This window comes from Allobosea sp. BE125, assembly GCF_031456075.1.
Classification (GTDB): Bacteria; Pseudomonadota; Alphaproteobacteria; order Rhizobiales; family Beijerinckiaceae; genus Allobosea.
This window is the reverse complement of sequence record NZ_JAVDTY010000002.1, coordinates 590,943-615,710: the sequence shown is the minus strand read 5'-3', so window position 1 is coordinate 615,710 and position 24,768 is coordinate 590,943. Positions and strand designations below refer to the sequence as shown.

27 protein-coding genes are annotated in these 24,768 nt (G+C 65.9%); 15 read left to right on the top strand and 12 right to left on the bottom strand.

Annotated elements, in window-relative coordinates; all coding sequences use genetic code 11:
* Window positions 1–3: 3 nt before the first annotated feature.
* Window positions 4–648 (bottom strand): LysE family translocator, encoded by a 645-nt coding sequence (locus J2Y55_RS08190; protein ID WP_310150415.1) that lies wholly within the window; start codon window positions 646–648, stop codon window positions 4–6.
* A gap of 64 nt (window positions 649–712) precedes the next feature.
* Window positions 713–1,336 (bottom strand): FMN-binding negative transcriptional regulator, encoded by a 624-nt coding sequence (locus J2Y55_RS08185; protein ID WP_310150412.1) that lies wholly within the window; start codon window positions 1,334–1,336, stop codon window positions 713–715.
* A gap of 76 nt (window positions 1,337–1,412) precedes the next feature.
* Between J2Y55_RS08185 and pdxR the strand changes: the two genes are divergently transcribed.
* Window positions 1,413–2,834: a MocR-like pyridoxine biosynthesis transcription factor PdxR gene (pdxR, locus tag J2Y55_RS08180; protein ID WP_310150409.1), complete on the top strand. Its 1,422-nt coding sequence runs from the start codon at window positions 1,413–1,415 to the stop codon at window positions 2,832–2,834.
* A gap of 184 nt (window positions 2,835–3,018) precedes the next feature.
* A complete protein-coding gene (gene pyrF / locus J2Y55_RS08175) occupies window positions 3,019–3,921 on the top strand; it encodes an orotidine-5'-phosphate decarboxylase (protein ID WP_310150406.1) in 903 nt (300 codons plus the stop codon).
* A 119-nt stretch (window positions 3,922–4,040) separates the two neighbouring features.
* Here the strand turns inward: pyrF and J2Y55_RS08170 are convergent, their stop codons facing one another.
* The 4 genes from J2Y55_RS08170 to J2Y55_RS08155 all read right to left on the bottom strand — a co-directional run bounded on the left by J2Y55_RS08170 (window position 4,041) and on the right by J2Y55_RS08155 (window position 7,108).
* Window positions 4,041–4,601, bottom strand: a complete 561-nt coding sequence (locus tag J2Y55_RS08170; protein ID WP_310150402.1) for a GNAT family N-acetyltransferase — start codon at window positions 4,599–4,601, stop codon at window positions 4,041–4,043.
* 220 nt (window positions 4,602–4,821) lie between these two features.
* A complete protein-coding gene (locus J2Y55_RS08165) occupies window positions 4,822–5,226 on the bottom strand; it encodes a hypothetical protein (protein ID WP_310150399.1) in 405 nt (134 codons plus the stop codon).
* Window positions 5,227–5,485: 259 nt separating this feature from the next.
* The gene (locus J2Y55_RS08160; RefSeq protein WP_404978862.1) at window positions 5,486–6,301 is read right to left on the bottom strand and encodes an aminoglycoside phosphotransferase family protein; all 816 of its coding nucleotides are present in this window, start codon (window positions 6,299–6,301) and stop codon (window positions 5,486–5,488) included.
* A 39-nt stretch (window positions 6,302–6,340) separates the two neighbouring features.
* The gene (locus J2Y55_RS08155) at window positions 6,341–7,108 is read right to left on the bottom strand and encodes an SDR family NAD(P)-dependent oxidoreductase (RefSeq protein ID WP_310150394.1); all 768 of its coding nucleotides are present in this window, start codon (window positions 7,106–7,108) and stop codon (window positions 6,341–6,343) included.
* On the opposite strand from J2Y55_RS08155, the gene J2Y55_RS08150 reads away from it, so the two are divergent.
* The 3 genes from J2Y55_RS08150 to J2Y55_RS08140 are packed head-to-tail and all read left to right on the top strand — an operon-like array spanning window position 7,083 to window position 9,045.
* Window positions 7,083–7,652: a peptidoglycan-binding domain-containing protein gene (locus J2Y55_RS08150; protein WP_310150392.1), complete on the top strand. Its 570-nt coding sequence runs from the start codon at window positions 7,083–7,085 to the stop codon at window positions 7,650–7,652. The genes J2Y55_RS08155 and J2Y55_RS08150 overlap by 26 nt on opposite strands.
* A 5-nt stretch (window positions 7,653–7,657) precedes the next feature.
* Window positions 7,658–8,560 (top strand): hypothetical protein, encoded by a 903-nt coding sequence (locus J2Y55_RS08145; protein WP_310150389.1) that lies wholly within the window; start codon window positions 7,658–7,660, stop codon window positions 8,558–8,560.
* A 47-nt stretch (window positions 8,561–8,607) separates the two neighbouring features.
* Window positions 8,608–9,045 carry a DUF1489 family protein gene (locus tag J2Y55_RS08140; RefSeq protein WP_310150713.1) on the top strand — a complete coding sequence of 146 codons (438 nt, stop codon included), beginning with the start codon at window positions 8,608–8,610 and terminating at the stop codon, window positions 9,043–9,045.
* Between the two features lie 279 nt (window positions 9,046–9,324).
* Here the strand turns inward: J2Y55_RS08140 and panC are convergent, their stop codons facing one another.
* Complete coding sequence (gene panC / locus J2Y55_RS08135; RefSeq protein ID WP_404978851.1) at window positions 9,325–10,173, bottom strand: pantoate--beta-alanine ligase; 849 nt, start codon at window positions 10,171–10,173, stop codon at window positions 9,325–9,327.
* A 99-nt stretch (window positions 10,174–10,272) separates the two neighbouring features.
* Here panC and J2Y55_RS08130 point away from each other — a divergent pair, with 99 nt between their 5' ends.
* Window positions 10,273–11,019 (top strand): VWA domain-containing protein, encoded by a 747-nt coding sequence (locus J2Y55_RS08130; protein WP_310150385.1) that lies wholly within the window; start codon window positions 10,273–10,275, stop codon window positions 11,017–11,019.
* Window positions 11,016–11,735, top strand: coding sequence for a DnaJ domain-containing protein (locus J2Y55_RS08125; protein ID WP_310150382.1), 720 nt, complete (start codon window positions 11,016–11,018; stop codon window positions 11,733–11,735). The genes J2Y55_RS08130 and J2Y55_RS08125 overlap by 4 nt, the downstream gene beginning before the upstream one ends.
* 64 nt (window positions 11,736–11,799) lie before the next feature.
* Here the strand turns inward: J2Y55_RS08125 and J2Y55_RS08120 are convergent, their stop codons facing one another.
* Window positions 11,800–13,452 carry a serine hydrolase gene (locus J2Y55_RS08120; RefSeq protein ID WP_310150378.1) on the bottom strand — a complete coding sequence of 551 codons (1,653 nt, stop codon included), beginning with the start codon at window positions 13,450–13,452 and terminating at the stop codon, window positions 11,800–11,802.
* Between the two features lie 384 nt (window positions 13,453–13,836).
* On the opposite strand from J2Y55_RS08120, the gene J2Y55_RS08115 reads away from it, so the two are divergent.
* Window positions 13,837–14,178: a phasin family protein gene (locus tag J2Y55_RS08115; RefSeq protein WP_310150375.1), complete on the top strand. Its 342-nt coding sequence runs from the start codon at window positions 13,837–13,839 to the stop codon at window positions 14,176–14,178.
* Window positions 14,179–14,273: 95 nt separating this feature from the next.
* On the opposite strand, the gene J2Y55_RS08110 is transcribed toward J2Y55_RS08115, so the two are convergent.
* On the bottom strand, window positions 14,274–15,146 hold the full coding sequence (locus J2Y55_RS08110; RefSeq protein ID WP_310150372.1) for an aldo/keto reductase family oxidoreductase: 873 nt from the start codon (window positions 15,144–15,146) through the stop codon (window positions 14,274–14,276).
* Between the two features lie 94 nt (window positions 15,147–15,240).
* Between J2Y55_RS08110 and J2Y55_RS08105 the strand changes: the two genes are divergently transcribed.
* From J2Y55_RS08105 to J2Y55_RS08095, 3 genes are all read left to right on the top strand, one after another.
* Window positions 15,241–16,152, top strand: a complete 912-nt coding sequence (locus J2Y55_RS08105; RefSeq protein WP_310150369.1) for a LysR family transcriptional regulator — start codon at window positions 15,241–15,243, stop codon at window positions 16,150–16,152.
* Between the two features lie 133 nt (window positions 16,153–16,285).
* A complete protein-coding gene (locus J2Y55_RS08100) occupies window positions 16,286–17,815 on the top strand; it encodes a UxaA family hydrolase (RefSeq protein ID WP_310150366.1) in 1,530 nt (509 codons plus the stop codon).
* Window positions 17,816–18,060: 245 nt separating this feature from the next.
* Window positions 18,061–18,453, top strand: coding sequence for a hypothetical protein (locus J2Y55_RS08095; protein WP_310150363.1), 393 nt, complete (start codon window positions 18,061–18,063; stop codon window positions 18,451–18,453).
* A gap of 106 nt (window positions 18,454–18,559) precedes the next feature.
* On the opposite strand, the gene J2Y55_RS08090 is transcribed toward J2Y55_RS08095, so the two are convergent.
* On the bottom strand, window positions 18,560–18,985 hold the full coding sequence (locus tag J2Y55_RS08090) for a lysozyme inhibitor LprI family protein (protein WP_310150360.1): 426 nt from the start codon (window positions 18,983–18,985) through the stop codon (window positions 18,560–18,562).
* 27 nt (window positions 18,986–19,012) lie between these two features.
* A complete protein-coding gene (locus J2Y55_RS08085) occupies window positions 19,013–20,200 on the bottom strand; it encodes an aminotransferase (RefSeq protein WP_310150357.1) in 1,188 nt (395 codons plus the stop codon).
* Window positions 20,201–20,296: 96 nt separating this feature from the next.
* On the opposite strand from J2Y55_RS08085, the gene J2Y55_RS08080 reads away from it, so the two are divergent.
* The 4 genes from J2Y55_RS08080 (at window position 20,297) to J2Y55_RS08065 (ending at window position 23,819) form a co-directional block, all read left to right on the top strand.
* Window positions 20,297–21,052 carry an SIR2 family NAD-dependent protein deacylase gene (locus J2Y55_RS08080; RefSeq protein WP_310150354.1) on the top strand — a complete coding sequence of 252 codons (756 nt, stop codon included), beginning with the start codon at window positions 20,297–20,299 and terminating at the stop codon, window positions 21,050–21,052.
* Window positions 21,053–21,335: 283 nt separating this feature from the next.
* On the top strand, window positions 21,336–22,601 hold the full coding sequence (locus J2Y55_RS08075) for an alkyl sulfatase dimerization domain-containing protein (RefSeq protein ID WP_310150351.1): 1,266 nt from the start codon (window positions 21,336–21,338) through the stop codon (window positions 22,599–22,601).
* A 160-nt stretch (window positions 22,602–22,761) separates the two neighbouring features.
* On the top strand, window positions 22,762–23,154 hold the full coding sequence (locus tag J2Y55_RS08070; RefSeq protein ID WP_310150349.1) for a GFA family protein: 393 nt from the start codon (window positions 22,762–22,764) through the stop codon (window positions 23,152–23,154).
* A 317-nt stretch (window positions 23,155–23,471) separates the two neighbouring features.
* Entirely contained in the window at window positions 23,472–23,819 is a 348-nt protein-coding gene (locus tag J2Y55_RS08065) for a hypothetical protein (protein WP_310150346.1), read from the top strand.
* A gap of 48 nt (window positions 23,820–23,867) precedes the next feature.
* Here the strand turns inward: J2Y55_RS08065 and J2Y55_RS08060 are convergent, their stop codons facing one another.
* Window positions 23,868–24,749: an SDR family oxidoreductase gene (locus J2Y55_RS08060; protein ID WP_310150705.1), complete on the bottom strand. Its 882-nt coding sequence runs from the start codon at window positions 24,747–24,749 to the stop codon at window positions 23,868–23,870.
* Window positions 24,750–24,768: the final 19 nt, after the last annotated feature.

Here is a 24,768-nt window from a genome sequence, read left to right as displayed (position 1 = left end):
GGATCAAGCAGGCCGTTTGGCCAGGGCAAGGCCGATGCCCAGCGCAATCATCGCGCCGCCCGAGGCTTCCCGCAGGCGCTTGATGAGCTCGGGCCGTGCTGCCGCGCCGTCCCGGATACCGCTGGCTGCAAAGGCCACCACGACGTCGGCCAGGGTGTTGAGCACGACGGAGATGAAGCCCAGCACGATGAACTGCAACGCCACGCTGCCCGCCATGTCCACGAACTGCGGAATGAAGGCCAGGAAGAACGCCGCCGTCTTCGGGTTCAGCGCCTCGACGACCACGCCCTCGCGAAAAGCCCGGCGTGGGCCGATCGGAGGCTCGACAGTGCCGCCGGCCAGGACATTCGCCGCGTCGCGCCGGGCGGCCTGGAAGGTGCGCCAGCCGAGCCAGACGAGATAGGCCGCTCCCACCAGCTTGAGCGCGGTGAAGAGTTCGGCGCTCGCCAGCACGAGCGCGGAGACGCCCAGGCTGCCGGCGAGGACATGGACCATTCCACCCAGGCCGGTGCCGAGGCTGGACGCGATGCCCTCAGTGCGACCGCCCGCGAGCGTGCGAGCCGCAACGTAGAAGATGCCGGGGCCGGGCGTGATCGCCAGCAGGAAGGCCGCGGCGAGGTAGAGGGCGAGTTGGGAGAGGTCAGGCATGGATCGGCACCGTCGAGAGAGAGGGGGAACTGGATGAGGGTTGAGGGAAACCGCGGGCACTCCCTCAGGACGGGATCAGGGCGGCGGCCGCGCGCTCCACCGGGCGATCGCTCGCGGCAAGGCCGGCCGCGACATTGGCTCTGTCGGCCTCCGGACGATTCTGGCTCATCTTGCGCTTGCCCTCCAGCCTCGTGATCGGCATGCGGATGCCGACGATCCCGCGCAGCTGCGCCTGGATGAAATCGGGAGGGGCATCGGCGACGGCCCAGGGCGCCGCCCGCTCGCCCTCATGGAGATTCGTCAATCGGGTCACGACCGCCAGCAGCCTGGTGGGGTCATCGAAGAACTCGACCGGGCCATAGGCGTGGACCGCGACGTAGTTCCAGGTCGGGACGACCTTCCCGGTCTCCTGCTTGGTCGCGTACCAGGACGGCGTGATGTAGGCGTCCGGCCCCATGAAGATCGCCAGCCCGTCGCCCGCGACGGGACTGCGCCATTGCGGGTTGGCCTTGGCGAGATGGCCGTAGAGCACGCCGTGCTCGCCCTCGTTCTCGTCGAGACAGAGCGGCAGCGGCGTGGCCAACACGCCGTCGGGCGTTGCGGTGACGAAATTGGCGAGCCGCGCGGCCCGGATCGCCGCCCGGATGCTGTCCCTGTCGTCGTCGCGGAAGGCTGGAGGCGTGTACATCTGCGAACTCCTTGCGTTGCCGGGACTGATGCCGCCAATCTGGCTTGCTGGGAATAGCCAGTTGCGAGGGATTGAAGTGGGCCAGTTAGAAGGCGTCGGCCGCAGGATCATCGCGGCGATCAAGGAGCAGATCCATAGTGGCGCCTATCGGCCCGGTGATCGCCTGCCCTCTTCGCGCGCTTTCGCGGCAGAGTGGGGAGCGTCCCGCACGACGGTGACGGCGGCGTATGGTCAATTGATCGCGGAGGGCTATCTGGTTACGCGGGCGGGGGCGCGTCCGGTCGTGGCGCAGGGCCTTGCCGCCAAGGCGACACCGACGCCCGCGCCGATGGCGGCGCTGCGGCATCTCTCGGGCTTCGCGCAACGCCTGCTCGGCTTGCCGCCGCCAACACCGTCCCACGCGGTCAACGTCGCGGATTTCCGCTATGGGGATCTGGCCGGTGACGATTTTCCCGTGCTGGCCTGGCGGCGCGCATTGGCCAAGGTCAGCCTTCGGCGAAAGGCGCGGCTGCGCTATGCCGACCCCCAGGGCGCCAGCGATCTGCGCTCGACACTGCAAGGCTATCTCTGGCGGGCGCGCGGCATCAATTGCTCGCCGGACGACATCGTCATCGTCAACGGTTCGCAGCAGGGGCTCGATCTCTGCGCCCGGCTGCTGCTCGATCCCGGCGATGCCTTTCTCATCGAAAATCCCGGATACATGCTCGCCCGTCACGCCTTCGTTGCCGCTGGCGGAATTGCGGTTCCAATTCCCGTCGATGGCGAGGGCCTATGCGTTGACGGGCTGCCGTCGGGGCGTCTCGTCTACGTCACGCCCTCACACCAGTTTCCGCTTGGCGGGGTCCTCTCCGCGACGCGCCGGCGCGCGCTCCTGGCCTGGGCTGCAGCGTCGGGCGCCTATGTCATCGAGGATGACTATGATGGCGAGTATCGGCACGATATCTCCCCGATCCCGCCCTTGCAGACGCTCGACCCGCAGTCGGTGATCTATGTCGGCACCTTCTCCAAGACGCTCTCGCCGACCCTGCGACTGGGCTATCTCGTTCTCCCCGCCGGGCTGGCGCGAGCGTTCAGCGAGGCCAAGCGCCTCACCGATCGGCACAGCCCGCTTCTGGAGCAGGAGGCGCTGGCCGAGCTGCTGGCCAGCGGCGCCTATGAACGCCATGTCCGCAGCATTCGCCGGAAGAATGCGGAGCGACGCGCGGTATTGCTCCAAGCCCTGTCGGCCGAATGCGGGACGGCCATATCCATCGAGGGAGCCGATACGGGCCTGCATGTCGTCATCTGGATCAACGGCGTTGCTGCGGATCGCGAGGCCGGGATTGTCGAGGCCGCACGATCGATCGGGCTCGGTATTCATCCCGTCTCGCCATTATACGATCCGAAGCTGTCCAAGCCCCAAACGGCAGGATTCATTCTCGGCTATGCCGCGCTCGACACCGAGATGGTGCGGCGTGGTATTTCGATGCTGGCGACCGTACTGACGCCGCGCCAATGAGGCCTTGCCGGCGCTTCGACCGCGGTCGGCCAATCACCCGCAGTCGCTGTTTCGTCCATGACCTCGTGGTCTTGGCGAGCCTTTCGAGGCGGGCCTTCTGATCGTTGCGACATTGTGGTCAGGCGACGTTGCAAAACCTGGACGCAGAACTCTAACCTTGAGTGGCGAGATTATGGGGGAGACCATGAACGCTCGAACATGGATTGAAATCGTCGAAGACAATGTCGGCCGATATGGCGAGCTTGTCGCCGGCGTCGACCCATCTCTCGCCGATGTGCCTCGGTTTTTTGAACGCGATGATGCCGGGGGCTGGGTCGACCGTTTCGTGAGTTTCGTCCTCGACGCGGTTGAGGGTCGCGTTGGCTTTGTGAAGTTTCAGTCGGCCTATTTTGAAGCCTGCGGCTTGGCGGGACTTGCGGCGCTTGCCTCCGGTATGAAACGGGCCAAAGCAGCGGGCATGGGCGTTATTCTCGACGCCAAGCGCGGGGATATCGGGGCTACGGCTGCCGCCTATGCCCGCGCATATCTGACGCCAGCCTCGGAAGGCGGAAGCGGCGATTTCGAAGCCGACTGCCTGACGGTCAATCCTCTGATGGGCCCAGATACGCTGGAGCCCTTCATCGAATGCGCCAACCGCTTCGGGAAAGGTCTATTCGTCCTCTGCCGGACATCGAATCCGGGAGCAGGTTGGCTCCAGGACAAGATGGCGGGCAACCGACTGGTTTCCGATCGCGTGGCTGACCTGATCGGGAGCTTCGCAACTGCGGACTTGCACTCCTTGAGTCCAATCGGCGCCGTTGTCGGGGCGACAGTCCCGAATGAAGGCCGGCGTCTGCGCCAGCTCTTGCCCAACTCCATCATTCTGGCGCCTGGTCTGGGGGCGCAAGGCGGCGATATCGCCAGCATTCACTCTCTGCGTGGCAGCCATCCCGGCGATTTGCTCGTTCCTGTCTCGCGAGGACTGACCCGGGTCGACGATCGCGATACTTCAGCCGAACTCTATCGTCACATGATCATCGAGAGGATTGGCAGCTTCAAAGCCGCGATCGCCTATGACCATGCCCATGGTCACAGCAAGTCGGCGTGATATCGATTTGGCCGTGACATTCCCGACCGGGCAGGGAGCGGCGAACAGGAACCAAAGCAGCTCGCCATCGTCGTGGCGATGAAGGTGGAGCAGGGGCTGCCGCCCCGCAGGATGTGAAATCAGCCCTGGCGTCGCCAGTCGTTCGCCAGCAACGCGTAGAGCAAATCGTCGCGCCAGGCGTCGCCGACGCGCAGATTGTCGCGCAGCAGGCCTTCGCGGCTGAAGCCGAGTTTCTCGATCAGCGCGATCGAGGCGGTGTTATCGGGATGGATGAAGGCCTGGAGGCGATGCAGGCCGAGTTCGCCAAAGCAGAAGTCGAGCATCGTTGAGACGGCTTCTGTCGCAAGGCCCTGCCGGTGGCGCGCCGGGTTGATGATATAGCCGATGCTCGCGCGCCTGCTGCGGATATGGCCGTCATGGTAATTGACCAGTCCGAGGCAGCGATCATCGCCTGCCTCGGTCACTGCCCAGAAGCGATAATAGGACGGCGTGCAGTCGATGAAGCTGCGCACGGCCCGCTCGGTTTCGATGGGCCTCGTATAGGCGGGCTGGTTCCAGAAGCGCATCGCCTCCGGGTCGGCGAAGCACTCATGCATCGCCTCCGCGTCATCGGCGCGAAACTGGCGCAGGCGCAGGCGTGGGGTCGAGAGAACCGGGTGGGGTATGGATTGCTTTACCATGGGGGCCTGCCAGGAGGGGCAACCCTGCCACCGAACCGTCGAGCCGGCCAGTCCCGGCGATCATGGGATTAGCTCACGAGTTAATTTGGCCCGTCGGGGGCGGTGGAGCAAACATGGCTGCACCGCCCCCGAAGACGTAGACTAGATCTGATTATTGCAGGTCCCGGACCCGAAGCTGAGATTCAGCTCCAGGCAGCTGTTTTCAGCCCGCGATCACGGCTTACTGCTTGAAGCCGATCAGCACGCCATCGGCGCCCAGAGAGAGCTGAAGCCCCTGCCGGCGCGCGGCCAGTCGCAGGGTCACGCCCTTGTCGTTCTGCAGCCAGACGCTGCCGCGTCCCCGATTGCCGACAGCCCAGCCTTCCTTCAGCTGGACATAGGCGCCGGCAAGATCGGACCTGTTCTTGAGTCCGTAGACAGTTCCGGAGGCGACGGTGCGCGATGCGCCGATCGAACCCAGGCCGATGCCGCCGACCGTGATCGGATAAGTGCGGCCGTGGTAACGCAGCGTACCGCCGCCGACCTCGCCGGAGGCGACAAAGCCTGCCTGGACCTGCTCGATGCTGACGGTGCCGGTCGCCGGACCGAGCGAGCGCGACTGCGCCATGGCCGGCGAAGCCAGCATGAGAAAAGCTGCTACGGAAACGGCCGTTTGCCTGATCGTTGTCATGGTTTGCTCCTCGCGCCTGATTGGCGATGTGACTGATCAACGCGCGAAACGCGATTTCGATCCCGACGGGAGCGGAATGGATCAAATCCCCGGTCCCGGGCATTACCAGGGCCACCGAAATTCCGGGATCCGTTTCGGCTGTGCGACGCGTGCTGGTCTGGGACGTTGTCCGGAGCGGGACGGGCAATTCCGGGATGCCTGCCTTTGGTCGGCTCTAGCCGTCAAGCGCGGCGATTGCCTTTGCCATGATCGCCAGGTTGATCTCGGCCAGCGGGTCGTCGTCGCCAAGGAACCAGGCGGCCGAGAGGCCGCACCAGGCGATGAGCCATTGCAGCAAACGGGGGCGCTCCAGCCCCGATTGCGCGAGGACGATGTCGAGCCGATGCTCGAAACGGCTCAGCGCGACCGGGGGCTCGGGATCGGAGAGATCTGGGTCGCAGAACAGGATGGTGTATTCGAAGGCGCGGTCGCCGATGACGCATTTCGGGTCGATGGCGCGCCAGCCGCGATCCTCGAAATCCAGCACATTCTCGTGGTGGAGATCGGCATGGAGCGGCAGGATCTCCCGCTGCGCCGCCAGCAATGCGTGCGCCGTGCCGGCGGAGCGGGCGAGGAGGCCGCCGCGCTGCTGCGCCATTGCAAACAGGTCCTTGAACCAGGTGTCGAGTGGGATCAGCCCGGTTGGGGCCGGGCCGCGCGGCTGCTGCAGGCGGGCGATCGCCTCGCAGAGGATGAGCGTCGCTTCATCGTCCCTGCCGTTGCGTGCCATGGCCGCAAGCGAGCGCTTGCCGATGGCGCGTTCGATCAGCATGGCACTGCCGCTCTCGTCGCGGGCAAGCAGGCGCGCCGCCCCGTCGCCGCCCCAGTATTCGAGCAGGCGGTAGCCGAGGCGCTCATCCCGCGCCTCGGGCAGCTTCAGCATTGCGGGTTCGCCCTCATGGCGCACTGGTAGCAGGCGGCTGCCATGGGTGATGATGGCGTCGCCATCGGGCACGAGCGCCCAGCGCGACAGCCAGGGCTCAAAATACAGCCAAGACTCGAAATCGGCAGGCGCAGCGGAATCCACGGATCAGACGCGACCGATCAGCGGGTATTGCTCGGCCTCGTAGAGCTGGCCCGAGACTGGGGCGCTCTCGTCGGAGAGCCAGAAGGCGGTGTGGGCCGCGATCTCCTCGGGCTGCATGATCCGGCCGGTCGGGGCGAGCTTGAGCGGGACATGGTCCTGCCAGCCAGGCTTCTGGCCCTCGCGCTGCTGTGTCGCATCCTCGTTGGCGGTGAAGGTCCAGCCGACATTGAGCTGGTTCACGCGGATATGCTCGGACCCGAGCGTGTTGGCGAGGTTGCGCGTCATCGTCATCAGCGCGCCCTTCGACATCGAATAGACGGTCAGGTTGGAGAGCCCGCAATAGGCGTTGATCGAGCCGACGGTGACGATGGCGCCGCCGGATTTCTGCAGGCGGAAGGCGCGGATCGCGGCCTCGGCGCAAAGCAGCGGGGCGCGGGTGTTGATCGCGAAGATGTGGTCGAAGAAGGTCGCCGTGGTCTCGGCCAGCACGCCGCGCGGATAGATGCCGGCATTATTGACGAGGCCGTCGATGCGCCCGAAGGCCTTCACCGTGGCGTCGACCAGCGTTTGCGCGGTGGCGGGGTCGGCGAGGTCGCCGGTGGCCCCTTGCGTCGATGCGCCCAGATGCCGGCAGGCGGCGTCGACCTCCTCCTGGTCGCGGCCATGGACGAGCACTTTTGCGCCGTCCGCCACCAGCCGCTGCGCCATGGCGTAGCCGATTCCGGTCGAGGAGCCGGTGACGAGGATGGCCTTGCCTGCAAGTCCGCGCATGGTGGGTCTCCTGTGTGCGGGTCTGGATAGCCTGTTCGGCGGCGGCGGTCACGTCGCCGCGTTGTGTGGATTTACAAGCCTGGCCGTTTCGGTGTCTGATGTTTTTGGGTTTATTCTGGATTGCTATTGGTCTGATTCTGCCAATCACGGAGACGCAGCGATGTTTCGGTCCCGTCGCCTTTCCGCCTGCCCGCCTTTGCTCAGGGTGACGTCGTCTGCGCCACTCGCCCGCGGCGCCGCCGGACCCGCTGTCGCGACGATGCAGGATCTGCTCAACGACCTCGGCTTCAGCTTCGTCAAATCGTTCAAGAATGGCCAGTGGGACGGGATTTTCGGCAGCGAGACCGACGCTAATGTGCGCAAGTTCCAGCTGCAGAAAAGGCTTGCCTCCGATGGGATGATCGGCCCCAAGACGCTGGGACTGTTCGATGAATTGATCCTTGCCGACCCGTTGCTCGAATTGCCCGATTTCGGGAAATACAAGGCAGGCCAGGCGTTCGACCGGGTTCTCCCGGCCGAGCAGCGCGGCAATATGTACTGGTAGGCGACATGTCCGATCATACGATTTCGCCTGGCTTCACCATTTCCGGCGTCACCTTCGAGAATATTTTCAATTCCGACGCGGCGAGGAGCCGCCCGGTCGATTTCGAAAAGCCCGACCCGTTCGACTGGCGGCTGATGGTCGGGCGCTTCGCTCCCAATAGCGGCGTGCAGGCGTTCAAAACGACCTGCAGCTTCACGCCCAAGGGGGCGCCTGCTGGAACGGGCTACGGTCTCAAACAGATCGCGTTCCACAAATTCCTCTCGATGTCCTATGCCGGGCTCGAGCCGGAGCACGGCTCGCAGACCATCGGCACGACCTCGATCAACTTCACCTGGAACCTCGATTGTGTCGGCGCGAATGTGGGCAACAATTTTTCGGCGCCGTCGCTGCCGTTTTTTTCGGCGCTGGCAAAGCCGGTCGCCAACAACAGCCAGGGCTCGATCACGATCACCGATTCGCCTGGCGGAACCGCCCGTCTCGTGCGCGCCAACATGCTGACAGCAAAACGGAATTTCCTGCAGAAGCACGCCAGCGAAACGAATTTCATCACAGCCCTCGTCGTCGAGCGCCCCGATGGTGCGCATGTCCCGGTGCGCGCGGTCCAGTGGACCTTCTCGACTTCGACGACCGTGGTCTGGACAGACGGAAAGCCGAAACTGCAATCGGTCGGCGGCTGTTCGTTCATAAGCCTGCTCGATCCCGATGAAATCCAGGACGTACGCAAGCGGCTCTTGGCTGACAATGCGCTCATGGTCTCCGACACCATCCTGCACAAGGTTAATCAGGGGCTTTCGACCGCCGAAATGCTCGACGCGGCAGCCGCCCCCACTCCCAATTCGCCGGACACGGTGCGCAAATTCGATGGCGGCACCTACGCCATCGAGCATTCGAGAAAAGCTTTGGATTGAGCGCGGCGGCGCTGGCGCGAGCGGCGATCGACGCTACTATCCCGGCCATGTCGCTTCACCTGCTCAAACTCTGCGTCGGCGCCGAATCGATCAGCGATCTCGAGGAATGGATCGAGGAGCAGTCGCTGTTGCGCCGGCGGATGGGCCGTCCAAACGAGCAGACGCACACCACCCGCATGGTGCCCAAGCGCGTCAGCGAGATCGTCGATGGCGGCTCGCTCTATTGGGTGATCAAGGGCCAGATCTCGGCTCGCCAGCGCCTGACGGAGATCAGGCCGTTCACCGATGCGGACGGCATCGGCCGCTGCCATCTGGTGATGGAGCCGGTGGTGGTGCCGGTCGAGCCGCGCCCCTGCCGGCCGTTCCAGGGCTGGCGCTATCTCGCCGACAAGGACAAGCCGCGCGACATCGATGGCCGCAGCGGCGATCTCGGCGTGATGCCCGAAGCGATGCGGCGGGAGTTGGCGGAGTTGGGGTTGCTGTAGGCTCCGCCGGTCGGTCGTTCAGCCCAATCGGCCCAGGACGTGTTCCGCCCAAGGCGAGCCTTCAATCGCAGTCCAATCGGGATCCGATGTCTCGTAGTCCAGGGCGAGCGTCAGAAAGCCCCTCCCAGCATCACGGTCAGCCGGCTCGGCATAGCCTTGCTCGCATTCCTCGCAATGAGCGTAGATCGTCCCCGACGCATCGTTCCGCTGGAGGATGATGCGGCCTTGCCGGCAGAGGGGACAGCCTCCGACCCAGTACAGAGGTGCCATCGCCACGGCTCAAACGGCAATATTGTCGATCAATCGCGTTCCGCCGATCCGCGCCGCGACCAGGATCCGGATCGGCCCGTCGGCGAGCGAGGTCACTGGCGCCAGTGACTCTGCGTGGCGTGCCTCCAGATAGTCGAGCTCGAAGCCGCCCGAGATGATCTCGCCCTGCGCTTCGGTCACTGCCTTGAACAGATCGTCGCGGTTACGCAGGCGCGCGGCGAGCGCTTGCATGACCTTGTGCAGCAGCGGCGCGAGCGCGCGATGTTCGGCCGAGAGGTAGCGGTTGCGCGAGGACATGGCGAGGCCGTCGGGCTCGCGGAAGGTTTGGAGCGGGACGATCTCGATGCCGAGGTCAAGATCGGCGGCCATCCGCGTCACCACCTTGAGCTGCTGATAATCCTTCTCGCCGAAGACGGCGCAATCGGCCTGACTCTGGGTAAAGAGTTTGCAGCAAACCGTTGCAACACCTTCGAAATGCGTCGGCCGGAAGCGATCGTCGAGGCCGACCGCGGCGGGGCCGAGCAGCAGGATGCGGGTGGCGAAGCCCGGCGGATACATTTCCTCGACCTGGGGAAAGAAGACCGCATCGGCCTGCGCCTCGGCCAGCATCGCGCAGTCCTGGTCGAAGGTGCGCGGATATTTCTTGAAGTCCTCATGCGGGGCGAACTGCGTCGGGTTGACGAAGATCGTGGTGATGACGCGCTGCGCATGGCGCTGAGCCTCCTTCACCAGGGCGATATGGCCTTGATGCAGCGCGCCCATGGTCGGCACCAGCGCGACCTTCTCGCCTGCGGCATGCCAGGCCGCGACCTTGGCCCGCATCGCGGCGATTGTCTCGAAAACCGCTATCTGCGTCACTGCGCCTGTCCTCCCATTTTGCGGACGGGTAGCAAATGCGCGGGCGATGGCCAATATCAGCTTAGCTATGATTTGCAGCGTCGTGCGACCGGGAGCCCCATGAGCGACAAGACCGACCGTGCCCTGGGCAAGGCCGAAGCCACCGCGCCACAGGCTGCGGGGGCCTCGGCGCCGGGTGCGATCGACCGCTTCCTGGGAGCCGCCAAGCAGCTCGCGCCGCTGGCGACGGGCCAGGCGGGTCGGCTCGTCTTCGCGCTCGACGCCACCATGAGCCGCCAGCCGACATGGGACCTTGCCTGCTCCTTGCAGGCGCGGATGTTCGAGGTCGCGGCGAAGAGCGGTGGGCTTGCGGTTCAGCTCGTCTATTTCCGCGGGCTGATGGAGTGCCGCTCGTCGGGCTGGGTCGGCGAGCCGCAGCGCCTCAACGGGCTGATGAGCCGGATCGCCTGCGAGGGCGGCCAGACGCAGATCCATCGCGTGCTCAAGCATATCCGCCATGAGGCGAAGACCGTGCCGATCCGCGCCTTCGTCTTCGTTGGCGATGCGATGGAGGAGGATGTCGATGCGCTTGCCGCGCTTAGCGGAGAGCTCGGCCTGCGCGGGATTCGCGGTTTCCTATTCCAGGAGGGGCATGACCCCGCCGCCAGCGCCGCCTTTGCAACGATCGCGCGCCTGACCGGTGGTGCGCATGCGCGCTTCGACGTCAATGCGCCGGGCTCGCTGCTCGATCTGCTGCGGGGAGCGGCCGCCTATGCCAGCGGCGGGCGGGAGGCGCTGTTGCGGCTCGCCGGCGAGAATGCTGCGGTCAAGGGGTTGCTGAGCGCGATGGATGGAGGCCGAGCTTGAGCCTGTTTTACGGCGTCGCCGTGCTGATCCTGCTCTGGTGGGTGTCGAAGCTGTTCGCCGGCACCAATCCGAAGCTTCTGGCCAAGGCGGTCAAGACCGGGGGCGGCGTGCTTTCGCTCGGCGTCGCGGCCTTGTTGATGCTGCGCGGGCGGCTCGACATGGCGATCTTCGTCGGCGGGCTCGGCGCCTGGCTGCTCGGCTGGAGCGCCTATGGGCCCGGTGGAATGCGCTTTCCCTGGGGCGGAGGAGCTGGGACGAGCACGACGCCGGGCGCGCGCTCCAAGGTCGAATCCAGGCTGCTGCAGATGGAACTCGACCATGACAGCGGCGGGATGACCGGCAAGGTCCGCGCCGGGGCCTTTGCGGGGCGCGATCTCGATGGCTTGAGCCTGCCGGAGATCAGCGCCTTGATGCGCGAATGCCTCGTGGGTGATCCGGACGGCGCCCGCTTGCTAGAGGCATATCTCGACCGCCGGACGCCCGGCTGGCGTGAAGACGCTGATCGTCACCGCGACACGGGGCAGGGTGGCGCGGCGGGCCCGGGCGCGATGTCGCAGCAGGAGGCCTACGAGATCCTGGGGCTTCAGCCGGGGGCGGGCGAGCAGGCGATCCGCGAGGCCCATCGGAGCCTGATGAAGCGGATTCACCCGGATGCCGGCGGCAGCAGCGGCCTTGCCGCTCGCGTCAACCAGGCCAAGGACGTCCTTCTGAAGTGAGCCGAACGGCGGCAGGGTGTGGGGCTGGAACGACATCGGTCTCAGATCCTTTCCTGTCTGTCCGTCAGCCGCGGGTCGCGAAGCAGGCGAAACCGTCGCGCTTGAGCTTCGTGCAGGCGTTCTGGGCGTCCTTGGGGTCCTCGAAGCCGGCGAAGCGGGCACGGAACAAGGTGGCGCCGCCCTTCTCGACCTTCTCGGTGAAGCCGGAGGCATCGGCCAGGGGGCCTGCCGCCTTGGAGCGGGCGCGGGCCAGAATGTCCTTGGCCTTGGCCTCGTCATCGGTGGCGCCGAGCTGGATGATCCATTTGCCGCTGGCGACGCTCGCTACCGGACGGGCATCATTCGCCTTGGTGTCGGCTGCGGCCTTGGCGAGGATGGTGGTGGCGGGCTCGGACTTCTTCTCCGCGGCGACGGCGGCCACGGCGACAGGCTGGCGCAGTTCGATTTTGCGCTCGGCCTGCTTCGCCTCTTGCTGCTTGACCTCCTGCGGCTTGCCCTGGGCGAGCTTGGCGAGAGCCTCTTCGTCGGGCTCGGAGACCTTGGCGATCGAGGAGGTGACGTCGACATTCGCCGGCGGGCGCAGGACCTTGGCGTCGGCCGGCTGGGAGCCGATCGACCAGCGCATCGCCGAAGGCGTCGTCGTGGCGGTCACGGTGCGCATGCCCGAAAGCTGCAGCGGCTGGGCCCCGACATTGAGCGGGCGCGGCGGCGCGATCGGCGTCGTGGTGGTGGCGGTGTAGGCGCGGGCGGCGGCGGGAAGCGGCGCTTCCTGCTGGACGCGTGGGCGCGGCACCGGCATGGGCGCGGGCTCGACGGCGGCGACAGCGACGGGCTGCGGCGGCGCGACGGCGACCGGAGCGGCGCGGCGCGGCGTCTCCTCCGGCTCGGGCGCTTCGGCGACCATGGTCGAGGCGCGGCCGCTGGTGGCGGCGCGAGGCAGGTTGGCGACCACGAGATCAGCCATGATCTTGTCGCGGGAGGCGCCGGAGCGGCCGCCGAGCACGACCGAGACGATCTGGCGGCCTTCCGATTTGGCCGAGGTCATCAGGTTGAAGCCTGAGGCGCGGGTGTAGCCGGTCTTGATGCCGTCGACGCCCTCGATGCGGCCGAGCAGGCGATTATGACCCCGGATCGTGCGCTCGCCATATTGAAAGGAGCGCGTCTGGAAGAGCGGGAAATAACGCGGGAACCGCTCCTGGATCGCGCGGGCGAGGATGGTGAGGTCGCGCGCCGTGGTCAGGTTCGGCGGGGAATGCGGCAGGCCGTGCGGATTGTGGAAGCGCGTGGAGCTCATGCCGAGCGAGCGCGCCTTGCGCGTCATCATCTCGGCGAAGGCGTCCTCGGAGCCGGCGATGCTCTCGGCGACCACGACCGAGGCGTCGTTGGCCGAGAGCGTGATCATGCCCTTGATGGCGTCCTCGACCGCGATGGTGGAGCCCGGGCGCAGGCCGAGCTTGGTCGGCGGCTGCGAAGCGGCGTAAGTCGAGACCTTGAGCTCGGAATCCATGCTGAAGCGGCCGCGCTCCATCTGCTCGAACAGCATATAGAGCGTCATGACCTTGGTCAGGGAGGCGGGGATGCGCGGCGCATCCTCATTGACGGCGTGCAGGGTGCGGCCGCTCTTCACGTCCACGACCATCGCCGCATAAGGCGGCGTATAGCCGCCGCCGGCGCCATGGTGGCGACGCTTGCGGGCTTCGGCCGGAGACGCGGCCATGCTGACCGCAATCGTGACGACACCGATCAGTCCGACGACCGCGCGAAGACGCGCGCGTCGGGTACCAACGCAACAAAAAGCCATGCAACCCGCCTCAACTCAGAACTCACGTCCCGATCCCACACCCCGTCAACAAACGTGGCGATAAGGACACAGTGGGAGAGGTTAGGCGGATGCGGTTACGGAGCCGTTAAAAAGCGACGCATCTGTTTTGGTGCGGTCTGCGTCTGGTGCAATGCGGTGTGTCCTTGACATTCATGTTGCACTGCACAATATGAGGACTGTCCCTGGTGGTGAACCTTTTCATCTGGCCTTGGGGCGAGAAACCTGGGTCCGCAAGGGCTCGTCAGCAGAGGCGGCACTCCGGTGCCGGAGGGAAGAAACATGATCCAGCAGTTCGAGACGATCCAGAAGGCTTCGAAAGAGAACGTCGATGCGGCCCTGAAGGCTTTCGGCGTCACCTCCAAGGGCGTGCAGACCATTGCCGTCGAGGCTTCCGACTATGCCAAGAAGTCCTTCGAGGCCGGCACCGCGACGATCGAGAAGCTCGCCGCCGTGAAGACCTTGGACAAGGCGATCGAGATCCAGACCGACTACGTCAAGACCGCTTTCGAGGGCGCCGTTGCCCAGCTGACCAAGATGGGCGAGCTCTACACCGCCCTCGCCAAGGACGCCTACAAGCCGTTCGAAGGCATCGTCGCCAAGGCCGTTCCGGCCGCCAAGTGAGCTGACGCCACGCCGCCGCAGGCGGCGCAGGCTCGCTGACACGATATGAAGCCCGGCCGTGAGGCCGGGCTTTTTCTTTGGCTTGGATCGGCGCTTCAGCCGTGAGCTGCCGGCGCCGCGATTCCGTCCAGGGCCGTGAGCGCATCGTCGGGCAAGACGATATCCGCTGCAGCCAGATTGTCGTGCAGATGCGCGACAGACGAGGTTCCAGGGATCAGGAGAATGTTGGGTGCCCGGTGAAGCAGCCAGGCGAGCGCGACCTGCATCGGCGTGGCGCCGAGCTGCGCGGCGACATCCGACAGGATCGAGGATTGCAGCGGGTTGAAACCACCGAGCGGGAAGAACGGCACATAGGCGAGGCCGTCGCGGGCGAGATCGTCGATCAAGGCATCGTCTGTCCTGTGCGCCAGATTGTACTGGTTCTGGACGCAGACGATCTCGACCATCTTGCGCGCGTCCGCGATCTGCGTCGGCGTGACATTGCTCAGCCCGATATGACGGATGAGGCCCTTGCGCTGGAGTTCGGCCAGCGTGCCGAGCGGCGCCTCCAGCGACCCTTCTGTCGGGCCGTGGACGTCGAACATGGCGCGGAGATTGACGACGTCCAAGACGTCGAGGCCGAGATTGCCGAGGTTGTCATGGACCGCCTGCGTCAGCTCGTTTGCCGAAAAGGCTGGAATCCAGGATGCGTCGTCGCCGCGCCGGGCGCCGACCTTCGTGACGATGACGAGGTTGTCGGGATAGGGATGCAGGGCCTCGCGGATGATCCGGTTGGTGACGTGGGGCCCATAGAAATCCGAGGTGTCGATGTGGTTCACGCCTGCTGCCGCCGCCTCGCGCAGGACGGCGAGCGCGGCGTCGCGATCCTTGGGCGGGCCGAAGACGCCGGGCCCTGCGAGTTGCATGGCGCCGTAGCCAAGGCGCTTCACGGGGCGGTCGCCGAGGACGAATGGTTCGATCGTGGACATGGATGATCTCCTCTGGGAACGACCCTGAGCTAGTGATTGCCGGCGCGCACGATAACTGGTCATAATCGGCACGGGCTGTGCGGGATTCAAAACAATGAAAGTCGAGCTGGGCGATCTCAACGCCTTTGTGGCGGTCGCGCGCGCCAAGGGCTTTCGCGATGGCGCACGGGCCAGCGGCGGTAGTGCGTCGGGCTTGAGCGAAGCGATCCGCCGGCTCGAGGCGCAGCTCGGTGTCAGGCTGTTCAACCGCACCACACGCAGCGTGGCAGTGACCGAAGCTGGCCAACGCCTGCTCGATCGTCTCGGGCCGGCCCTCCTGGAAGTGGAAACGGCGCTCGACGTCGTGAGCAGCTTTCGCGACAGGCCCGCGGGAACGCTGCGCCTCAACGTGCCGGTCAGCGCGTCGCGGCTCATCCTGCCCGCCATCGTGCCGCCGTTCCTGGCCGCCTATCCGGAGATTCGGCTGGAAGTGGTCGCCGACGAAAGTTTCGTCGATGTTCTCGCCGCCGGCTGCGACGCCGGCATCCGCTATGACGAGCGTCTGGAGCAGGACATGATCGCGGTGCCGATCGGCCCCCGCGTCCAGCGCTTCGCGGCTGCGGCGGCCACGAGCTATCTCGATCGCGCCGGCCGTCCGGCGCATCCCCGCGACCTGCTCGGCCATGCCTGCCTGCTCGGCCGTTTTGCCAGCGGCGCCTTGACGACGCCATGGGAGTTCGAGCGGGATGGCGAGGTCGTCCGGGTCGACCCTGCGGGCCCGCTCATCGTCAGCGTGGGAGGCGCGATCGATCTCGCCGTCGAGGCCGCGATCGCCGGCCGCGGGATCATCTCCCTTTTCGAGGGCTGGCTGCGTCCGCATCTCGATAGCGGCGCGCTCGAACCGGTTCTCGAATCCTGGTGGCAGAGCTTTCCGGGGCCGTTCCTGTATTATCCCGGCAGGCGCCTGGTTCCCGCCCCGCTGCGCGCCTTCCTCGATTTCGTCAAGGCAGCGGGCGGCCGGGTCTGACATGCGCCGCCGGGCGGCCAGCTTCTTCAAACGCGGTCGTCTTCTTCAAACGATTGAAAACTGAGCCGCGCAGGTGCATGTGTTGCGTATGTCGCCGCACCGGTCGCGGCGCGCCCCAGCCAGCGGTTCGCACATGCTCGACAAAGCGCTTCCCCCCCGCACGCTCACGCTCAACGCCGCCGACAATGTCGCGGTCGCGGTCGATCCTGTCGATGTCGGCGTCATTGCCGCGGGCGTCACTGCGCTGAAGCGGATTCCGCGCGGGCACAAGCTGGCGCTGAGCAAGATCGCGACCGGCGAGCCGATCCGCAAATTCGGCCAGATCATCGGTTTCGCCACGGTCGATATTCCGCCTGGCGAGTGGGTGCATGAGCACAATACCGGCTTCCATGCCTTCGAACGCGACTATGCCTTCTGCGCCGAAGCCAAGCCCGAATTCGTGTTGCCGGTCGAGCAGCAGGCAACCTTCGAGGGCTTCCGTCGGGCCAACGGCAAGGCCGGTACGCGCAATTATGTCGGCATCCTCACTTCGGTGAACTGCTCGGCCTCGGCGGCGCGCTTCATGGCCGAGGAGGTCAAGCGCTCGGGCTTGCTCGCCGATTATCCCAATGTCGACGGCGTCATCGCGCTGACCCACGGCACCGGCTGCGGCATCGACTATAATGGCGAGAGCTTCGAGGTGTTGAAGCGCACGACCTGGGGCTATGCCTGCAACCCGAACATGGCCGCCGTCCTCGTCGTCGGCCTCGGCTGCGAAGGTTTCCAGATCAAGCGGATGAAGGACGCCTATGGCGTCGAGGAGAGCGACGTCTTCCGCACGCTGACGATTCAGGAGACCGGTGGCACGAAGAAGGCTGTCGCCGCCGGCATCGAGGCGCTGAAGGTGATGCTGCCGATCGCCAACCGCGCCGTGCGCGAGACCGTGCCGGCCTCGGAATTGATGCTGGCGCTGCAATGCGGCGGCTCGGACGGCTATTCCGGCATCACCGCCAACCCGGCGCTGGGCAAGGCCGTCGACCTCTTGGTCGAGCATGGCGGCACCGCGATCCTCTCGGAGACGCCGGAGATCTACGGCGCCGAGCATCTGCTGACCCGCCGCGCCGCCACCCGCGAGGTCGGAGAGAAGCTCGTCGGCATCATCAAGTGGTGGGAGGACTATACGGCCCGCGCCCGGATGGACATGAACAACAACCCGTCGCCCGGCAACAAGGCCGGCGGGCTCACCACCATCCTGGAAAAGTCGCTTGGCGCCGCCGCCAAGGGCGGCACCAAGACGCTCGCCGCCGTCTATCACTATGCCGAGCAGGTGAAGTCCAAGGGCTTCGTCTATATGGACACGCCCGGCTACGATCCGGTTTCCGCCACGGGGCAGGTCGCCGGCGGCGCCAATATCCTCGCCTTCACCACGGGCCGCGGCTCGGCCTATGGCTGCAAGCCGACGCCCTCGGTCAAGCTCGCCACCAACACGCCGATGTATCTGAAGCAGACCGACGACATGGACATCAATTGCGGCGATGTGCTCGACGGCGTGACGCTGGAGGAGAAGGGCAAGGAGATCTTCGACTACCTGCTGCGCATCGCTTCGGGCGAGCACTCCAAGTCCGAAGAGATGGGCTATGGCGACGCCGAATTCGTGCCCTGGCAGATCGGTGCGACGATGTAGCGCTTTCCTTCTCCCCTGGCGGGAGAAGGTGGCGCGAAGCGCCGGATGAGGGGCCGCCGTGACCGTTCCGGTTGACGTCATCTTCGTCCATTTCAAACGAGAAAGCGCACGGCGCCCCCTCATCCGTCACGGCTTCGCCGTGCCACCTTCTCCCGCCAGGGGAGAAGGGCAAGGGGCGCATTGACACCTGTTCGGCCTTGACCGATAGGCCTTTCCGTATCGTAAAGCGGTGCCGGGGGGCGATCATGCGCAATATTCTTCTGGTTACTGTTCCGCGCATCCTGCTCGGGCTGCTTTTCCTGGTCAGCGCGGTCGACGGATTCTGGTGGCTTGCGACTGGCGCGCATCTGATTCATCCGCCGACTAGCGAGCGCGGCGTCGCCTTCGAGACCGCGCTGCAGAATGCCGGCTTCTTCTGGCCGCTGTTGAAGACGGTCAATCTGGCGGGTGCGCTCAGCCTGCTCCTGAACATCGTGCCGGCCTTTGGCCTCGCATTGCTCGCGCCGGTGATGACGGTGATCGTGCTGTTCCACCTGGTGATCAACCCCCAGGGCATCCCGGTCGCGATCATCCTGGTGGTGCTCGGAAGCCTGCTGGTCTGGGCCTATCGCGAGCGCTATGCGAGCCTGTTCAGGTAGCTAGAGCACTTTCCAACCAAGAGGATCGTTCAATCGCTCTAGCCCTTTGTTTCAACGCGTTTTCTTCATACGAGCTGGCTCCCGCCGCGCTCTAGCACGCTCCGATCTAAAGCGGCGAGAGGTCTTTCAACCATTTCGTGCGTTCCGCGGTCAGCTTCAGGAGGCAGCTCTGGTCGCTCAATGACGCCATCGTGCCGCGGTCGCGCAAGCCGGTCATGAAGGAGCAGGTGGCATCACGATGCGCCAGCCAGGCGCGCTGGGTATTGCGCAGCAGATTGCGCTGATCCGGCGTCAGATTGGCCGACGCGCCGCGATAGGCGGCGTTGAGCTCGGCATCGAGCGTCCTGTATTCGGCTGCCCCGCAATCGAGCATCGCCACGGTGACGCCGCCGCTTGCTTCCATGCATTTCTGGTAGGTGGGAGAAAAGCTCTCCTCCAGGGTGCGCTGCTGCGCCGCGCCCGGCTGCGCGGCGCCCGCGAGCACGGCCATGACGCCGAGGCATATGGCCGCCTTTCGGATATCGAACCACATTGCGGGGCTCCCTGCTGTTTGTTCGATTCAACCCAGGGCGAATCCACGCAGTCTTTCGGTTAATCCGCCGATCCGGTCGGCTGCGACATTGGCGATGGCGATGCGCAGATGCTGCTCCTGTTCCGGGCCGAAATAGGGGCCGGGCAGGGCGAGCACGCCGCGCTCCTGCACAAGCGCACGCGCGACCTCAGCGGCCGGCACGCCCGCGAAGGGATGCGCGACATAGGCGAAATAGGCGCCTGCCGCGAGCACGCGCCAGCCGTTCAGCGGGGCCATCGCGGCGCGGAACAAGGCGGCGCGGGCGTTGATCTCGGCCCGGTTGGCTTCGCGCCAGGCGCGGATGCCGTCGATGCCCCAGGTGATTGCTGCCTGACCGGCGCGCACCGGGCTGATCTGGACGCAGTCGAGCACCTTGCCGATCTGCGCGACGACCTTCTCGCCCGCCGTAATCGCACCCAGGCGCCAGCCCGGCACGGCATAGGCTTTGGAGAAGCTGTAGAGCCCGATGACGGAGTCTTGCCAAGCGCTTGCGACGAAGACCTCATGCGGTATCGCAACGCCTTCCGGCAGGAAATCGCGATAGGTCTCGTCGAGCACGAGCCAGAGCCCGCGCCTGGCGCAGAGCTCGGCGAAGGCGGCGATGGTCGCTGCCGGATAGACCGCGCCGGTGGGGTTGTTTGGCGTCACCAGCACGATGGCGCGGGTGCGGGCGTCGATCAGCTTTTCTGCATCTGCGACATCGGGCACAAACCCGGCTGCGGGATCGCAGGGCAGAGGCCTGGGCTCGACGCCGAGCATGGTCAGCGTCATCTCGTGGTTGAAATACCAGGGCGTCGGCAGGAGCACATTGTCGCCGGCCCGGGCCAGCGCCATCATCGTGATGACATAGGCCTGGTTGCAGCCCGAGGTGATGGCGATCTCGCTGGGCGAGAAGCGCGCGCCATAGATGCCCCCGATCTCCTTCACATAGGCCTCGCGCAAAGCGAGATCGCCGGTGATCACGCCATAGCGGGCGCTATCGGTCGCGCCGGCGGCCTCACCGAGGCGCTGCAGCAGTTCCTGTGGCGGCGGTGAGCCCGGCACGGCCTGAGACAAATCGATCAGCGGCCCGTTGCGGCCGTCATAGGCGCGCGCCCAGCCTTGGGCCTCGGGGATCGGCGGCGTACCGGTGTCGAGCAGGTCGGGATTCAAGGTGGCTTGCGGCGTCTTCAACATGGCAGGCAGCTTTGGGATGCGGCGGCGCCCTCGTCAATCCGCCATCCTTGTCAATCAACTTGGACGCGGGCGGGTTATCACCCCATATCATTGCGCATGCAGGACGAGACCAACGACGCCATCGACGAACTCCATGCGATGCTCGACCGGGCAGCCGTGATCGTCGGCTTTACCGGAGCCGGCATCTCGACTGAATCCGGCGTGCCGGATTTCCGCACGCCGGGTTCGCCCTGGATGGTCCACAAGCCGATCCCGTTTGCCGCCTTCACCGCCAGCCGCGAGGCGCGCATCGAGGCTTGGCGGCGCAAATTCGCGATGGACGACCATTTCGCCGGTGCCGGCCCCAATCGGGGCCACCGCGCTTTGGCGCGGCTGGTGAGCGAGGGCCGCTCGCCTGGCATCGTCACCCAGAACATCGACGGCCTGCATCAGGCCTCGGGCATTCCCGATGAGCGCATCGTCGAACTCCACGGCAACGGCACCTACGCTACGTGCCTGACCTGCGGCTGGCGTCATGAGCTCGCCGCGATCAGGCCGATCTTCGAGGCGACGGGCGAGCCGCCGAGCTGCATCATGTGCGGCGGCCAGGTCAAATCGGCGACGATCTCGTTTGGTCAGGCGATGCCGCAGATTCAGATGCAGCGGGCCCAAGCGCTGACGCTGCAGGCCGATCTCTTCCTCGTGGTCGGCTCTTCGCTCGTCGTCTTTCCCGCCGCGACGATTCCCGTCATCGCCAAGCGCAATGGCGCGAAACTCGTCATCGTCAACCGCGAGCCGACGGAGCTCGACGCCATCGCCGATCTGGTGGTGCGGGCCGAGATCGGCCCGGCGCTGGGGCGATTGGCGGGGTAGGGGCTTGCGTCATGCGCGCCGTAGCTGACGCGGCCTGTCAGTATCCAGCCGGCCTGAGCTTCATTCCATTGGCGGCGGTGCTAAAAGACAGTTTGAGACTTGGGCCCTCATCCTGAGGAGCCGCGAAGCAGCGTCTCGACGGATGTGCCAGGAGGTTCCAGAGCCTCTGCGAGCATCCTTCGAGATGCCATTCCCAGGGGAATGGCTCCTCAGGATGAGGGCTGCGGGGAAGCTCAAGCAGTCTCCGAGCAAGACGTTCGGCTCTGTTGAGAGGGATTTCGGGATGGCTCACGACGCGTTGTTCGAGCGGCTCTGGAGCGGCGCTGCCCCGATGGAGGAGTGGACGGGGGCGGTGTCGGAGGGCGCGATCACGCAGGTCGCGGAGAATATCATCACCGTCCATACGACGTATTTTTGCGGCAGCGTCACGGCTATCCGCACCGATGCCGGGCTCGTCCTGATCGACACGGCCAAGCCCGATACCGCGGCCCGGACCCTGGCCGTCGTGCGAAGCTGGGACGACAGCCCGGTTCACACCGTAATCTACACCCATGGCCATATCGACCACACCAGCGGTATCAAACTCATCGACGAGGAAGCCGATGCGAGGGGCCGCCCCAGGCCGCGCATCGTCGCTCACCGGAATGTGCGGCGCCGCATGGAGCGATACGAAGCCTCGCACGGCTTCAACAGCCTGGTTCAGGGCCAGCAATTCAACAAGCCGGGCTATGTCTACCCGATCGGCCAGCGACAGCCCGACGAGGTCTATGACGACAGCTTGTCGCTCACGATCGGCGGCGAGGAGATCACGCTTTTCCACGGGCGTGGCGAAACCGACGACGCCAGCTTCGTCTGGCTGCCGAAGCGCCGGGTCCTGGCGAGCGGCGACTTCGTGATCTGGGTGTTCCCGAATGCGGGCAACCCGCGCAAGGTCCAGCGTTACGCGGCTGATTGGGCGGTCGCGTTACGACGCATGGAAAAGCTCGAGCCGGAGATCCTGATCCCGGGCCATGGGCCGGTCATTTTCGGCGCGGAGCGGACGGCGCAGGTGCTGCGGGACGGCGCGGAGGCGCTCGAATATCTGACGCGCGAGACGCTCCGGTTGATCAATCAGGGCGCCACGCTCGATGAGGTGCTGCACGCGGTCAAAGTCCCGCCCCGCTATCTGGCGAAGCCCTATCTGCTACCGAAATATGATGACCCCGAATTCCTCGTCCGGGCCATCTACCATTTCTATGCCGGCTGGTTCGATGGCGATCCGGCGCATCTGAAGCCGGCGCGGACTGCCGATCTGGCAGCGGAGCTGGCGCGGCTCGCGGGCGGCGCGGACAAGCTTGCCGAGCGGGCCGCCATCCTGTCCGGGGAAGGCCAGACGCGGCTTGCGGCTCAGCTTGCCGAATTCGCCGGGGCGGCGGCTCCGGAGGGCGCGCAGATTCAAGCGATCCGCGCGGCGGTTCTCCAGAGATGCATCGATGGCGAGACCACGCTGATGGGCAAGGCTTTCTTCGCTGTCTACCAGCGCGATGCAGAAGAGAAGTCGAAAGCCTGACCGAGCGAGGAGCCGTAGGCTTTCTGCCCAAGCGATCGTGTTGCTTTATCATCGCTCATCATCTGCCTTGGTCTCGCGCGCTCCATGTCACGGCCTTCATGGACGCTCGATGGGGTTGGTTGTTAGCATCCCGACTGCTCGATCTTGGAGGAGACACAGCATGGACCGGTTCACGGGCGGTTGCCGGTGCGGCGACGTCCGGATTGTGGCGTCTGGGCGCCCCTACCGGGTCGGCCTCTGTCACTGTCTCGACTGCCGCAAGCATCATGGGGCGCTTTTCCACGCTTCCGCGGTGTTCCCAGAGGATGCGGTGACGATCGATGGCGAAACATGCGGCTATGCCGGGCGGTTTTTCTGTCCCCGCTGCGGCTCGCCCGTTTTCGCCCGCAGCGCCGACGAAATCGAAGTGAACCTGGGATCGCTGGATGCCCCCGACCAGTTGATGCCGACCTACGAACTCTGGACCATCCGCCGCGAGGCCTGGTTGCCGCCATTTCCGCTCAAGAGACGATATGAGCGCGATCGCGACGCCACGAGCCGCTTCGAAGAGTAGGTCGCACGAGCGGGGCGAGGGCGCCGTGCCGGCATTCCATTCCGCCGGGCGAGGGCGATAGCCAGAGCGCCGGCGGCCGCCCAGAGGCGCGTTTTTCCCAAGGAAAGTACCAGGTTGTGCTGCGGGCGATCGTCTCGGCCCGGCCCTCGGCGCTGCCGGTAGTCAGGGCGAAACTGGCCAGCCGCGGCCCTTCGACCCTTCGCCACGGCCAGGGCGGTAGCTCGGAATCACGGTGTGGTTCCGGGGGCGGCATCCAGCGAACTTCCCCGGCGTCATGATTGCAGCTTTGGGGGCAGCGCAATTTTGGATGTCCCCCGATGACACAGAACGACCCGAAAGCGAACGCAGATACCGCTCCGGCATCCTCCCGCCCGGTCCTGAAACGGCTCGCGAATGCCCTGGCCGGCGGAGCTTGTGCCTTCGCGCTGTCGGTCCCGCTGCTCAGCGAAGAGGTCATGGCTCAGGGCTGGCAGCTCAGCTCGCAATATTATTCGGGCGGCTCGACCTGGACGTTCCGCAAGCTTCGTTCCGGCAATGGCAGCATCACCGAGCTCAAGGAGCCGGCGCCCGCGAACAACTGCCCGGTCTCCGCCTTCGAGGTGGTGAACCCGAAGCGCGGAGAGCTGCGCTGCGTCGGCTATGTCGCTCCGTCCTGGCTGCGATAGAGCAAATCATCCGACCCTAGCGGCCGGCGGCCGGGGCCACCGCATGCCTCATCGAACGGCATAGTAGCCGGGCTGATCGATATCGCTGAGCAGGTTCGGGCCGGTCGGCTCCCAACCGAGCAGCGACCGCGTGCGCTCGCTCGACGCCGCCATATCCGCGCCTGCGAAGTCGGCGAACCAGCCGAAATGCTCGCGGCGACGCGATTCGACGGGCAAGCCGAGCCGGCGGCCGATCACCTCGGCGATATCCTTGAAGGGCGTGCCTTCGTCGGCGACCGCGTGATAGGCGGGCTCGGTGGCGCCCTGTTCGAGTGCGAGCCGGTAGAGGCGCCCGGCGTCGAGCCGGTGCACGCCGGCCCAGCGGTTCCGGCCCTCGCCGATATAGGCCGACACGCCTGTCTCGCGCGCCATCGCAATCAGGATCGGGATGAAGCCGTGATCGCTAAGGCCGTGGACCGACGGCGCGAGCCGGATCGTCGCCGCGCGCACGCCGCGCTCCGCCAGCGCTCGCGCTGCCGCCTCGGAGCGACGTGGGAAGGATGGATCGGAGGAGGGCACGTCCAGCTCGGTTGCGAGCCGACCCGGAGCGAGGTGCGCGAAGCCCGAGGTAACGAGCAGCGGACGGTTCGATCCTGCCAGCGCGCTTCCCAGCGCCTCAATAGCGCGCCGATCCTGCTGGGCATTCTCGGCGAATCTGGAGAAATCGTGATTGAACGCGGTGTGGATCACCGCGTCCGCTGCCGAAGCTGCGCTGCGCAACGCGTCGAGGTCGTCGAGGGTGCCGCGCAGCACATCGGCCCCGGTGGCTGCGAGCGCGGCAGCCTTTTCGTCGGAGCGGGCCAGGCCCGTCACCTTATGGCCGGCCCCGACCAGTTCCTGGACCACCGCCGAGCCGACCCAGCCGGTGGCTCCCGTCATGAATACACGCATGCGCTCAGCCTCCAGAATT